Genomic DNA, 13,225 nt, shown 5'->3' on the forward strand with positions numbered 1-13,225 from the left:
TTTTAAAATCTTCCTGTCAGTGAAATATTAAAACTCCTCGCAAAAGGATAATCAATGCCTCTTTCCTGGCTGATGGAAGACCACCTGACCAGATTATTCATGGTAAAGGCCACCCGCAGCGATTTAATGCTGGACCGGAGTAAATGCGCTTTAGGCAGGTCATAGGAAAGATAGAGCGACTGCAGTTCCAGTACATTATCTTTTTGTACAAACCGGGACACGGTCTGCGTCTGACCCAGATCCGCTATATTTTTATAAAAAGCGTGATCTCCCGGTGCTTTCCACTTATCGGCAAAGACCCGGCTGTCCACATTGTAGCGCGGATCCGCATTTTCCACCCGGTCCACCAGGGTCTGGTTGTAATGATCCCCGCCCCACCTGGTATAGAAATTAAAATTGAGGTTGAAGTTTTTATACCGGATACTAGACCCAAAATAGCCTTCAGCTTTTGGCTGATCAATGCCGACAGGCCGGATATCCCGCGCGTCCCAGTCAAAGGTCCGCGTACCATCTTTTTTCACATAGACCTCCCGGCCGCTTTCCGGATCAATCCCCAGTGAAGGAACGGCATAGATAGTATTAAGGGATTGTCCTTCTACATAATGCAGTAATGGCACCCCCTGATTGGCGGCATCCATCTGCGCCTCATCCACATCATTGTTGTAAGCCTTTAAGGCATCCGAAATTTTTACGATAATATTCTCGTTATGCACCAGGTTGGTCGTCAGGTTCCAGTTAAAATCCTTACCCCGTATGACATTATACTGAAAGCTCAGTTCCCAGCCCTTGTTTTCCATATCGCCGATATTGTCAAGATAGGACGCAAAACCCGTAGAAGGCGGCAAGGTGACCGAAGCAATCAAGCCACTTGTCCTTTTTATATAGTACCGGGGCATGATCTGCAGGCGGTCCTGTAAAAACCCAAGTTCCAGCCCCAGATCATAGTTACGGGTCTTCTGCCACTGCAGATCCTCATTGCCGTAATTATTGACAATGGCGCCCGGCCCCGTACTGTACCAATTATTCATATAATAACTATAGGTCGTCTGCGCCATGTAGGGGGAGAAAGAAACAGATCCGGTAAGCCCGGTGCTGGCCCTGATTTTAAAGCGGCTGAAAGGACTTCCCTCCATAAAAGATTCCTTATGCATGTTCCAGCCCAGGCCGAGCGCCGTAAAAGGAGCCATCCTTCTGTCCTTCCCGAAAGTAGAGGAACCATCCTCTCTGAATGTAAAATCCATCAGGTATTTATCCCTGTAGGAATAGTTGAGCGATGTAAACAGTCCGATCAGCCTGTTTTCCTGATAATCACTGTAAGGTGTGGCATCCTCTGCATAACCGGAGGCGAAGCCGATGTCCGAGAATTTATCATTGGAAAAACCAATGGCCGTAAAGGCCTTGTAATCTGCCTTGGTCGTACGGATATTACCGCCCGCAACCAGGTTCACAAAATGCAGGCCGATCTGGCGGTTAAAGTTCAGGGTCAGGCTCCCGTCCAGATTTGTCGCCACCTGGTTATTATAATCGTATTGCCCACGTTCCTCTAAACGATCCGCACCATAATTGTAAAAAGCATTTGAGAAAGGCGATGTAAAATGATCACCGGTAGTCCGGATCTGCTGGATACTTAATTGTCCGCGCAGTCTCAGCCCTCTGGCCATGGTCCAGTCGGCAGAAAAAGCGTCAATAACTTCCAGATATTCGCTGCGGCTGAATCCCCCCAGTGTCGCATCATACATCGGATTGAGCACAGGCGACAGATAGGTACCTCCATTGGAATAGCTGCGGGTCCAATCGTCTACAGACTGTAAAATGGCGCCCGCTGAATCCCGGATAGGATAATAGGGGTTCATTCTTACATAATCTGCAAAACGGCCGTAAGGAGAATCCTCGCCGTTCATTTTTGTGACCGAAAGGTTATTTCTGAAAAGCAATTTACTGCCCAGATTATAGGCCAGATTCAGTTCCGTACTGTACCGGTCCCTGGAAGACCCCTTCATAACCCCCGGAGAGGTCTGGTAACGCAGGCTTAGCCCGTATCGCAAGGCACTGGTGCCCCCTTCCAGGAACAAAGTGTGTTTTTGCCCCACGGCCGTTCTGACCGGCTGACTCAGCCAGTCTGTATTCACACCACTTAAGACCAGTTCTTTTTTATGATAATAGAGATCATTTAACTGATCTTCATATAAACCCGGGTTGTTCGCCGGGTCATAAAGGCCGGCCATTTTCTCATAAGCCAGTTTCTGCTGACTGTTCAATACATGATACTCGGACAGGTCAGGAGTGGCGATGTTCAGGTTTACATCATAACTCAGGCTAAGCTTTCCTGCTTTAGGCGGTACGGTCGTGATGACCACGACACCGTTAGCAGCCCGGGAGCCATAGACCGCCGTTGCAGCCGCGTCTTTGAGCAAGGTAATGCTCTTGACGCGGTTGATATCCAGATCAAAGATTTTCTGTACATCCACCTCGTAACCGTCCAGTATAAAAGTCGGCAGATTAACGGTACCCGATAAGTTATTGCGGCTGATAATAGAGCCCTCACTGCCGCTGGGCATCGCGGTGGAACCTCTGACATTGATCTGTGGCAGACTGTTGGGATTTGAACCCACCAGGTTGTTCTCCGCGATCTTAAAACTGGGATCGAATACCTGCAGGCTTTGCAGGATACTCTGAGGATTGACCTTCTTCAATTCCTCTCCGCTGACGATAACCGCTGTACCGGTATAACTGTCTTTATTGATCAGCTGATAGCCGGTAGATACCATTACCGACGCTGCTTCATGAACAGTGGGGGACAACACGATTTTCATCGCCGCAGAAGACCTAAAATCTATTTTTAAATGCCGGCTCACGAAGCCGATAAAAGAGACCGACAGTGAATCATTGCCCTGACCTTCCGGCACCGCGATGTTAAACTGTCCGTTCTCGTCTGTCAGGGTTCCCTGTTGGGTGCCGATAATAAAAACGCTGGCACCATCAACCGGTCTGCCCTCGTCATCGAGCACCCGGCCGGACAGTTGCTTTTTCTGAACCGGCATAGGCTTATTTTCTCCTTTCTTTTGGGCAGCCGGCTTTCTTCGGATAACGATCGTTTTATCATCCAGAATTGTGTAGGTCAGGGGCAAACCACTCAGGCTCTTGTCGAGTAGTTTTTCAACCGGCAGATCACGGGCCTCCACAGTAATGGCCGGCAGGTTTTCCAGCATATCGCTGTTATATAAAAACTCATACCCCGTCTGTGTCCTGATCAGTTTAAACAACGCTTCCAGATGCAGGCGTTTTTTTGGCAGATTGACCTTTTGCCCGTAGCTCATCTGTACAAAGAGCAGGGTCGTCATCACCATCAGCAGGGACCAGATCAATTGTTTTTTCTTATGCATAGCTATGTCCTGATTTATCTTAAAATTTATTTGAACAGCGGGCAAAGACTCCCCACCACATGGTTTACACCCATGTGCCAGGCACTATATTTTGCTGGCTGATTTGCAGCCCGTGTCTAACGGATGACTACTTCATTATTGGCTGAGAAAGGTCAATACCCATAGACCTTATTTTCACTTATCTTAAATTCTACGACGCCTGTGGCTGACAACACCTTCAACAAATCTGCTAACCTGGCCCGTTTGGAAACCACGCCACTGAAACGCAATTTCATTTTTGACGGATCCGCACTCGCTTCCACATCATACCATCTCGCCACCTGTTTCAAGATATCACCGAGTGGCTCATCTTTAAAGAAAAACAGGCCGCTTTTCCAGGCTACTGCCTGACGGGTATCTACTTCTGCTAAAGAGATGCGTACCGGATCTGCCCTGTCGATGGACGCCTGCCAACCGGGGCGCATTGTTTTTCGGGGACCGTCTTTTCCATAATGCACGGCCACGCTGCCTTCCAGTAATGTTGCTTTTACCTGCCCTTCCTCCGGATAATTCTGAATATCAAAATGTGTTCCCAGTACTTCAATATGCAGCTCGCCTGAGTTTACGTCAAAAGGAATCCTTGTCTTATGATCAGCGGCCGTTATATGTGCCACTTCAAAATACACTTCTCCGGTTATACAGACACTGCGCCTGTCTTTTGCAAACTGCACCGGATAGGTAATGGAAGAGGCTGCGTTGAGCCATACTTTGGTCCCGTCGGGTAAGACCAGCGAAAACTGTTTCCCCCTGGGCGTGGTCATCGTATTAAGCGCAGTGGACTGCCCGGGCTGACTGCCTGCGTTCAGATACTTTATCTGCCCGCCCTGCTGCAAGATCCTGGCGTTGCCCTGCACCGCAATCTGACCGGTGCCGGTACTATCCAGCGTCACCGTCTTACCGCTGCTCAGGGTGAGAATGGCGCCGTTATGATCTGATCCCTGCAGGACCACTTTAGCCGGAGCCTTTTCAGGAGCACCCTCAAAATATGTCAGGGTCCACCATCCAAGTGCGACCAGTAAAAGACAGGCTGCCGCAATACGGCTATAGCGATACAGATAAGGTCGCCTCGGTGCCGCTCTGACTGATCCTGCTTTTTTCCCGGCGCTGCTATCCATGCCGGTGCGCTTCTCAATGCGGCCCCAGATAGCTTCCCTTACCTCTTTTTTAGAACGCTCCGTAGAAGACAGTACAGTAACTTCCGCATCTGAGAAGCTGTCAAACCAATCCAGAAGCACCTTTCTGTCCGCCTCACTGATCGTACCGGCGAGATACTGGTCCAACAAAGCTTCAGGAAATTTTTCAGGTCCGGACATCAGTGCGCTTTAATAATATGTGATAAAATAAGGCAGTTACCCTTAGTCAAATAAAAAAATATAGGTATCAAAAACTGATAAAACTGCCGGGGCCTTTAAAGGCGGTTCGTAACTGCCTGATTGCCCGGCTAATATGTGCTTCAACCGTTTTCGTGGAGAGTTGTAATTTTTCTGCGATTTCTTTATGTGTAAGTCCTTCATCCCGGCTGTACCTAAATATAAGCCTGCATTTTTCAGGCAAACGATCGATCTCTTTTTCTACCTGGTCGATAAAGCCTTTATAAAGAAGTGTGTCTTCCGGCGTTAACGGCCGGTTATGCTGATCCTTAAGAGATACCTCCGTTTGCAGCGCAGCGCGTCGCTGCTGCTTGCGGATCTCATAAAATACGGCATATTTAACAGCGACCGATAAGTATTTACCCAAATGATCTATCTGTACTTCCTTGCGCCGGATCCATAAGGCAGACAGCACCTCCTGAACAACGTCTTCAGCACCCTGCTCTGTACCTAAACGGTTATAGGCTACCCCATAGAGCCGCTCCCAGTACCGGTCGAAGATCTCTCTCAGGGCCCAGCCCTGATCCAACGCCAATTGCTCCAGTAAAGCGGCATCACTAAGTAAATGCTGATCCTGCACTTCGCTTTTTTTATGATGAAAGGTTAGCGAAATTATAAAATTAACCAATACCACACAGTGCTGGAGCCGGATTTGCCAATCGATTGTATTCAATGGTTTGATTCTGAAACAACAATTTCTAAACGAAGCTGGCGGAAAGAGCGTTTTTAACTGGTATGCTGTGCATTTGTCAGGATATTATCCAGATTCCAGGTCAGTTTTTCCTTAAAAGGATGCACCCGGACCGGGCAGTCTTCCTTGGTACAGATAGGGCAGCTGGTTGGCCGGCAGTCATCATAGTGCACGAACATCTCAATAGAATCACCAAATTCAGAGCTGATAAGCCGGGAAAATACATCCAGCTCCTTATGTGCCTCTTTGAGATTTAGATACCAGGGCAGGGTAAGGTGGCAGTCTACATGTAGTAGGCTGCCGTATTTGATCACTCTAAGATTATGTATATCAATCCAGTTAGGGCGTCGGTTGGCATTGAGCAGTTCCACCATCCGGCGCAGCAGATCCATGTCTGCCTCGTCCATAATACCGGCCAGGGATTTGCGAAGAATATGGTAGCCGTTAAAAAGCACCAGAATGCCCATTCCAAAGGCAATGAGTTTATCCAGCCAGTTAAGACCGGTAAAATAAATGATCAGAAGTCCTGCTACAATTCCCAGAGTGGAATATGTATCAACTTGCAGATGTTTACCGCTGGAAATAATTGCCAGTGACTGATTCTTTTTCCCCTGACGAATGCAGATCCATCCCGCAATATAATTGATTACCGCGGTGATGACGACCAGGATCAGTCCCCGGTCCAGATCTTCCAGAGGGCTTTTATTGACAATTCCTGTAATAGTCTGATAAAAAATCAGGATGCCGGCTCCGATAATCAGTGCCCCTTCTGCAGCAGCTGAAATAAATTCCGCTTTTCCATGGCCGTAAGGATGGTCTTTATCTTTAGGTTTAGCAGCGATGTATAGACTGTAAAGTCCGATAAAACCCGCCATGACATTCACAATACTTTCCAGGGCATCTGACAGAATCGCCACAGAATTGGTCATGTACCAGGCAATGACCTTGATCAGGAAAAGCACAACGGAAAGTCCGCAAATCCATTTCTGTAGCCTGTAATTCTGTCTTGCTGCCTCCATAGCATACTGCATTTAGCGTCAATAAAAATCCCGATCTACGATTGTTTAAGTGCCGGGCGCTGCCGCCGGCGGCACATCTCCCTTCTTTCTAATCAATGACCTTACCTTTTTAAAGAATCTGAAGTAAGCCTCATTATTAAAAAGCTGGGAATCCCGCATCGCCTTGATCGTCAGGAACAACCCAATCGGAAATAACACGAACGAGGAGAGCCACATACCGGTAAAACAGGAAACCACACCTTCCCTGGCCAGCCGCTCTCCGATGGTATTGAGCAGGTAAAAAAGCACAAAGAAAATGATAGAGAATACCAGGGGAGACCCCAGCCCGCCCTTGCGGATAATGGAGCCCAGTGGAGCACCGATCATAAACAGCAGTATGCAGGCCACCGATAGGGTAAACTTACGGTACATCTCTATATAATGCGACCGGACGCTATCCTGAAGGTCTTTAAAATCTTTGGCCGATATCTCCAGATTATTAGATGCGGCGTTTAGCTGACCTAATGCGCTGGTGATGGCGCTACGTTTAATCGAATCAGACAAGGTCCCTAAATAGGCGTCCGCCGGATCCTTCGAGCCGGTAGACCCCACCACTACTTTTTGACCAGACCATACGCTATCTTTATAACGGGCGGTCGATAAATAAGGGCGCATCAGCAGCCGTGTCCTTTTCTGATAGCCGGCCGACATCTGTTCCAGGGAATCAATAGCCGGCAGCAACTGACGATAGGTGAGCATCCTGGGATTATATTTGAAAGAGTTTTCGTCCGTTTTATTGAGCTTAAAACTAGACATATCAAACCTCTTTTTATATGTTTTAAAAGACATCCGGACAAACTGGGTATTGGTTCCGTAACGGGGGCCTGTCTCTTCATAATGGTGTCCGTCTCTCAGCGTAAACTCCATCGTTAATTTATCCGGCGTCATTTCCATGGTACCGGACTTAGCCGTCAGTAAATTATCCTGGATGTCGTGATTCTTTTCAAAGATCACGACGTCTCCGATATTTTTACTGTCTTTATCCTTTTTCCCTACCCGGATCACATAGCCTTCGATTTTATCATAGAAGCTTCCCACTTTAATATTGAGTGCCGGTTTGGAAGAGATAATGTCGAACATCAGACGGTCTTTTTTCAGGTTGACCACCGGGATAATATTATTGGCAAACAGGTACGCAACACCACTTAGACCAATGGCGACCACTAATAGCGGCCTCATGAATCGCTCCAGTGAAATACCGGCTGATTTAATCGCCACCAGTTCAAAAGATTCTCCCAACTTGCCAAAAGTCATAATGGAAGAAAGTAAAAGCGACAGTGGCAGGGCCAGCGGTACGATCGTAGCCGTAATAAAGCCAATAAGTTTGATCACCACCAAAGAATCCAGGCCTTTCCCAACCAAATCATCGATCCAAAGCCAGAACACCTGCATGACCAATACAAAATTGGCGATCAGGAATGTGGCGATAAAAGGGCCGACAAAGGACCTGATAATAAGTTTGTCAAGCTTTTTAATCATGAATCTTCTTAGGGATAAGCTAAATAGGGCTCAAAAATACAGAAAGCAATTCGGGAATCGGGAAAATTATAGAAATTTTAGTCAAATACAGGGGCCATTCAAACCGATAAAAAAACCTGCTGTTCAGCAGGTTTTTTTGAAATTCGGGTAAAACTAACTGCCCAGCCGATGGAACAGCTCCTTGACCTGGTGTTCCCACATCATGGATTCATCCTTAATATCATTTTTCTCCGCAAAAGCGCTCACAGTCAGAATTGTTTGATTGGAGACTTCTGCCGTATCAATTTTAAACTCAAAATACTCCTTGGGGTCCTCATGCAGCCAACTATATCTGATACTTACATTTTCTTCAGAGGAGACTACTTTTGCCTTTTCAGGCTTACCGCCCCCCCAAGTGAAGCTATAAATACCGTCCCGCTGATCAACCAGATCAGCGAACCATTCCTGTAAACCGGCGGGAGTAGCCAAAAAACCATATAAGATATTTGGAGAGCAACGAACCGGAAATTCTATTGAATATAATTGCCTCTTTGCCATTATGTCTGAACTTTTTATGAAACAATGCTGGTTGCAATAATAAAAAATAAATAACGGATTAAGCTACTTTTTAAAATTATTATCCAATTTTTTTTAAAACTATTTCTAATGTATTAATTACCAATAATTTATCTTCAAATTTTAATTAATTTTCGACCTGATTTGCCTACCCGTCAGTGGAGCGGTTCAGCTCAGAGCAATACTTTGCGTGGAAAACTTGGGCAAAATTTATCACAGACGGGCATTCAAAAATTATGGGACATTAAGTATCTTGTGCCAGGTAGCCGCTGCCTAAAACTAAAATATCAGAAGAGGAAAAGGCAGAAAAAAAGGCATAATACATTTGTAACACGCTGACGTAAGATTGAAGACCAGAGAAATTAAACAGAAAGCTTAGAGAGCAATTTGAACCGGAAGTACTCCCGAAGCTTAAAAGAATATTTTTTAGACTATATTTACCCCAAATAGGGCAAGGAGCGCTATCGCAAGAATCATGAAGATTTTCAGTCCAACCATATCACGACTAGCAAGGCTGCGGCATTGGCGCATTGAAGAATGGATGGCCCATCCTATCGATATCCAGCGTGAGGTTTTGCAGGATCTGGTGACCCATGGGCAAAATACCTCCTTTGGCCGTCAGTATGGCTTCAATCAAATATTTAATACCCGTCAGTTCAAAGCGGCTGTTCCTATTCATGAATACCCGGATATAAAACCCTGTATTGACCGGATCATGCAGGGTGAGGAAAATGTGCTCTGGAACACGCCGGTCAACTGGTTCGCCAAATCAAGCGGCACCACCAGCGATAAAAGCAAGTTTATCCCGATTACCGCAGAAAGCCTTGAAAACTGCCATTATCAGGCCGCCAAAGACGTACTGACCCTCCATTACCATAACCGGCCGGAAAGTGACCTGTTGACCGGCAAAGGGCTGGTGATCGGTGGAAGTCATCAGGTCAGCCAGCTCAATGAAGAAATCTTTTATGGAGACCTGAGTGCTGTCTTACTTCAGAACACGCCGTTTTGGGGACAATGGCTCCGTACCCCGGAGCTTTCCATTGCCCTGATGGATGAATGGGAGGCTAAGCTGGAAGCCCTGGCAGCATCTACGATCAAAGAAGATGTGACCTCGATATCCGGTGTCCCTACATGGACCCTCATTCTGCTCAAAAGGATCCTGGAAATCACCGGAAAATCAAAAATTAAAGAAGTCTGGCCTAATCTCGAGCTCTATATGCATGGCGGTGTCTCCTTTACCCCCTACCGACAACAGTTCCAGCAGCTGCTGGGCGATACGGTTTCCTATCTGGAAATGTATAATGCGAGCGAGGGTTTTTTTGCGGTACAAGACCTGCCTGACAGCGACGGCATGTTATTGCTCTTAAATCATGGCATCTTTTATGAGTTTATGCCCATAGAGGAATACGGCAAGCCGGAACCCAGAACCATCGGGTTAAAGGATGTGGAATTACATAAGAATTATGCGCCCGTCATATCCACCAATGGCGGCCTATGGCGGTATTTACTGGGCGACACCCTTCAATTCACGTCGCTATACCCTTTCCGGGTAAAAGTCAGTGGCAGGATCCGCCACTTTATCAATGCCTTCGGCGAGGAGCTCATCGTGGACAATGCCGATCAGGCCATTGATTATGCCTGCCGCCGCCTGGACTGTCAGGTGACGGAATACACAGCCGCACCGATCTATTTTAGTGAGGCCTCCAACGGCGCCCATGAATGGCTGATCGAATTTGAAAAAGCACCGGAAGACATGGACACTTTTACAACAGTGCTGGATCAGCGATTGCAACAACTTAATAGTGATTATGAAGCTAAAAGGCATAAAGGGATCGCACTCAGCGAACCGGTCATCCGGGTATTGCCGCCCAGAAGTTTTAACAAGTGGCTGAAGAGCAAAAACAAACTGGGCGGTCAGCACAAGGTGCCCCGGCTCAGTAATGACAGAAAATATATTGATGAGATCACTGCACTTCTTGCAGTGGATAAAACACCGGCATAAAGCACGCATGAATAACAAGCAAGTTTCTAAAAAAAGAGTCAAAGATCCCAGAGAGAACAAATACCAGATCGGCATCATCGTTTCTGTTATCTTTATGTTGATCTATGGCTATTCACTCTATCTGGCGGTCCGGTTGGGCAGAACCACTAAAATCTATATAAATGGCGGCATCCTGCTGGCTTGGTTTTTACTTTGCCTGTACTGGTTGAGACAACTGGGCCGCCTGCTCAAAGAACAACATCAACAGCAGTCATAATACTGTCGGCCCTACGGTAACCTGTGACAGGCACTTCGGCAATGTTCAGTAAAAAAGATAAAGTTTTGATATTGAGCCTATAACGGGCTGATGGCCTATTGCTGTGACATCAGCTTAGGCAATTTAGGTGACATGTCTTAATTTTGACCCTCAATTCAATTAAAATTAATCATTAGAATTACGTACCGTCCATGAGTTTATTAAAAGATAAAGTAGCGATCATTACCGGGGCTGCCCGTGGCATTGGGGAAGCAATGGCCTTAAAGTTTGCAGAGCAGGGTGCTAATATTGCATTTACTTATGTCAGCGACAGCAGTAAGGAAAAGGCAGAAGCACTCACTGAAAAACTAAAGGCAATGGGAGTTCAGGCAAAGGCCTGGCAAAGCAACGCAGCTGAGTTCGACCAGGCAGAAAGTTTTATAGCAGAGGTCGTGGACAGTTTTGGGAAAGTTGACATCTGTATCAACAACGCAGGGATCAGCAAGGATAACCTATTACTCAGGTTAACTCCTGATCAATGGCACGCTGTTATTGAGACTAACCTGAACAGCGTGTATAATATCACAAAACACGTAATCCGTCCAATGATGAAAGCCAAATCCGGCTCGATCATCAACATGAGCTCTGTGGTAGGCATTGCCGGCAACGCAGGCCAAAGCGGCTATTCTGCCTCCAAGGCGGGCATTATCGGATTTACCAAATCCATAGCACAGGAACTGGGTAGCAGAAACATTCGCTGTAATGTCATCGCTCCCGGATTCATCGAAACAGATATGACCAGTTACCTCAAAGATAATCCGGCGGGAGATGCTTATCTGAAAAGCATCCCGCTCGGACGGTTTGGCAAGGCCGAGGAGGTTGCCAATACGGCCTTATTCCTCGGTTCAGATCTGAGTTCCTTTATTACGGGACAAGTGATCAATACCTGTGGCGGAATGCTGATGTAACAATATTTAAAATCGGGCAATTGTCCGATTTTTTTTTCGCAATTAATTAAAAAAAAAGAAAAATGGAGATCATCAAAAAAGTCTTGCAAAGCAACAAGCAATGGGCAGAGAAGGTTGCCCTTCAGGAACCAGAATTTTTTAAAGACCTGGCCAAAGTTCAGAACCCGGAGATCCTGTGGATCGGCTGCAGTGATTCGCGGGTACCGGCAGACCGGATTACCGGAACCCTACCTGGTGAAATCTTCGTACACCGCAATATTGCTAACCTGGTGATCCATACAGACGTTAACTTTCTGAGTGTATTGGATTACGCCGTACGGCATCTTCATGTCAAACATGTCATTGTCTGCGGACATTATGGATGCGGTGGTGTCGGTGCTGCACTGTCTAACCACAATGTCGATCTTGTCCTCAACATGTGGCTCAGACAGATTAAGGATGTCTACATGCTATATGAACAAGAGCTGGATGGGATCAAAGATGAAACACTCAAGGCCAGAAGGCTGGTAGAGCTCAATGTTGTGGAGCAGGTAAAACACCTGGCTAAGACGTCAATTATCCAACGGGCGTGGAAGCATGAACAGATTCCTCACCTCCATGGATGGGTCTATGGCCTGGAAGATGGGAAGATCAACCCTATCTATGAAATGCATCCCGGTGAGCCGCTAGACCCGATCTATCAGTATGACGACATTTAACTCCTGGCATTTTGCATAGACGAACAATCCCGCTCCTGCTTTACCGGCCTTTCCAATAAACAGTAGCGGGATTTATTTTTTGCCCTACGTTCTTTTTAACAGTTCAAACCCTAATACAGTGGTGTCTGGGGCTCGGCCATATAGGTCTCTACCCAATGCATAAAGTCTGAGAACGGGCCATGCATTTTATTGGTCGCATCGTCAAGCGTGGTATTATGCAGCAAAGAGCCGACTTCCAGCTCGGCGGGCAGCCGGGTCAGGATGGCCATACGCTGGCTGGTCAGATAAGATTTGACTTCTCTGCCGGTGGCTCGGGAGCCAACAGCGCTTTTGATTTCCAGGACCGCTTTCTGCGCGACCGCATATAGATGCTGACGGATGACATTGGGAGCACACTGGGTATAATCCGCTATCTTTTTTTCCAGTTGCGCCGGATACTTATGGAAGACGACTTCCAGCCAGGTCCGGTTCATTTTAGGCATCAGCAGCTTAGCCGCTTCACTTTCTTCCCGGGTAAATTGATAAATCCCAGCCAATACGGCACTGATACAGGCCTGATCTAGCTTTTCAGGGTGGTATTTATGACAGGTGGGATCAGCTTTTTGTTGATTGGGGCTTTCCTTTTCCAGTCTGGCAAAGGCCAGATGGCGCTGTACGGATTCAATTAGATTTGCCATGACATCTATATTTAGTGTGAAAGCAAAATCGCTCCTATGAAGTTACGATTTTAATTCACCCTCCCGTCAA

General features: G+C 46.8%; 11 protein-coding genes. 4 read left to right on the plus strand and 7 right to left on the minus strand.

Annotated elements, in window-relative coordinates; translation table 11 throughout:
* Window positions 1-2: 2 nt before the first annotated feature.
* From K9M52_RS07085 to K9M52_RS07110, 6 genes are all read right to left on the minus strand, one after another.
* Window positions 3-3,383 (minus strand): SusC/RagA family TonB-linked outer membrane protein, encoded by a 3,381-nt coding sequence (locus K9M52_RS07085; protein WP_224071356.1) that lies wholly within the window; start codon window positions 3,381-3,383, stop codon window positions 3-5.
* A gap of 152 nt (window positions 3,384-3,535) precedes the next feature.
* Entirely contained in the window at window positions 3,536-4,735 is a 1,200-nt protein-coding gene (locus K9M52_RS07090) for a FecR family protein (RefSeq protein ID WP_224071357.1), read from the minus strand.
* A gap of 67 nt (window positions 4,736-4,802) precedes the next feature.
* Window positions 4,803-5,372, minus strand: a complete 570-nt coding sequence (locus tag K9M52_RS07095; protein WP_224071358.1) for an RNA polymerase sigma-70 factor — start codon at window positions 5,370-5,372, stop codon at window positions 4,803-4,805.
* 146 nt (window positions 5,373-5,518) lie between these two features.
* Window positions 5,519-6,502 (minus strand): cation diffusion facilitator family transporter, encoded by a 984-nt coding sequence (locus K9M52_RS07100; protein WP_224071359.1) that lies wholly within the window; start codon window positions 6,500-6,502, stop codon window positions 5,519-5,521.
* 45 nt (window positions 6,503-6,547) lie between these two features.
* Window positions 6,548-8,020, minus strand: a complete 1,473-nt coding sequence (locus K9M52_RS07105; protein WP_224071360.1) for an LptF/LptG family permease — start codon at window positions 8,018-8,020, stop codon at window positions 6,548-6,550.
* Window positions 8,021-8,173: 153 nt separating this feature from the next.
* Window positions 8,174-8,557, minus strand: a complete 384-nt coding sequence (locus K9M52_RS07110; protein ID WP_224071361.1) for an START-like domain-containing protein — start codon at window positions 8,555-8,557, stop codon at window positions 8,174-8,176.
* 493 nt (window positions 8,558-9,050) lie between these two features.
* Here K9M52_RS07110 and K9M52_RS07115 point away from each other — a divergent pair, with 493 nt between their 5' ends.
* From K9M52_RS07115 to K9M52_RS07130, 4 genes are all read left to right on the plus strand, one after another.
* Window positions 9,051-10,577: a GH3 auxin-responsive promoter family protein gene (locus tag K9M52_RS07115; protein ID WP_224071362.1), complete on the plus strand. Its 1,527-nt coding sequence runs from the start codon at window positions 9,051-9,053 to the stop codon at window positions 10,575-10,577.
* Window positions 10,578-10,584: 7 nt separating this feature from the next.
* Window positions 10,585-10,833, plus strand: coding sequence for a hypothetical protein (locus tag K9M52_RS07120; RefSeq protein ID WP_224071363.1), 249 nt, complete (start codon window positions 10,585-10,587; stop codon window positions 10,831-10,833).
* A 191-nt stretch (window positions 10,834-11,024) separates the two neighbouring features.
* A complete protein-coding gene (fabG, locus tag K9M52_RS07125) occupies window positions 11,025-11,780 on the plus strand; it encodes a 3-oxoacyl-[acyl-carrier-protein] reductase (RefSeq protein WP_224071364.1) in 756 nt (251 codons plus the stop codon).
* 62 nt (window positions 11,781-11,842) lie between these two features.
* On the plus strand, window positions 11,843-12,478 hold the full coding sequence (locus tag K9M52_RS07130) for a carbonic anhydrase (protein WP_224071365.1): 636 nt from the start codon (window positions 11,843-11,845) through the stop codon (window positions 12,476-12,478).
* A gap of 110 nt (window positions 12,479-12,588) precedes the next feature.
* Here K9M52_RS07130 and K9M52_RS07135 read toward each other — a convergent pair whose 3' ends face one another.
* Complete coding sequence (locus K9M52_RS07135) at window positions 12,589-13,155, minus strand: hypothetical protein (protein ID WP_224071366.1); 567 nt, start codon at window positions 13,153-13,155, stop codon at window positions 12,589-12,591.
* Between the last annotated feature and the right edge of the window lie 70 nt (window positions 13,156-13,225).

The organism is Arachidicoccus terrestris (assembly GCF_020042345.1).
In the GTDB taxonomy this organism is placed as follows: Bacteria; Bacteroidota; Bacteroidia; order Chitinophagales; family Chitinophagaceae; genus Arachidicoccus; species Arachidicoccus terrestris.

Bases quoted from the DNA above. Each gene is read 5' to 3' on its own strand.
- K9M52_RS07130 (WP_224071365.1), top strand. From the start codon at position 11,843: ATGGAGATCATCAAAAAAGTCTTGCAAAGCAACAAGCAATGGGCAGAG.
- K9M52_RS07085 (WP_224071356.1), bottom strand. From the start codon at position 3,383: ATGCATAAGAAAAAACAATTGATCTGGTCCCTGCTGATGGTGATGACG.
- K9M52_RS07120 (WP_224071363.1), top strand. From the start codon at position 10,585: ATGAATAACAAGCAAGTTTCTAAAAAAAGAGTCAAAGATCCCAGAGAG.
- K9M52_RS07100 (WP_224071359.1), bottom strand. From the start codon at position 6,502: ATGGAGGCAGCAAGACAGAATTACAGGCTACAGAAATGGATTTGCGGA.
- fabG (WP_224071364.1), top strand. From the start codon at position 11,025: ATGAGTTTATTAAAAGATAAAGTAGCGATCATTACCGGGGCTGCCCGT.
- K9M52_RS07115 (WP_224071362.1), top strand. From the start codon at position 9,051: ATGAAGATTTTCAGTCCAACCATATCACGACTAGCAAGGCTGCGGCAT.
- K9M52_RS07110 (WP_224071361.1), bottom strand. From the start codon at position 8,557: ATGGCAAAGAGGCAATTATATTCAATAGAATTTCCGGTTCGTTGCTCT.
- K9M52_RS07105 (WP_224071360.1), bottom strand. From the start codon at position 8,020: ATGATTAAAAAGCTTGACAAACTTATTATCAGGTCCTTTGTCGGCCCT.
- K9M52_RS07135 (WP_224071366.1), bottom strand. From the start codon at position 13,155: ATGGCAAATCTAATTGAATCCGTACAGCGCCATCTGGCCTTTGCCAGA.
- K9M52_RS07090 (WP_224071357.1), bottom strand. From the start codon at position 4,735: ATGTCCGGACCTGAAAAATTTCCTGAAGCTTTGTTGGACCAGTATCTC.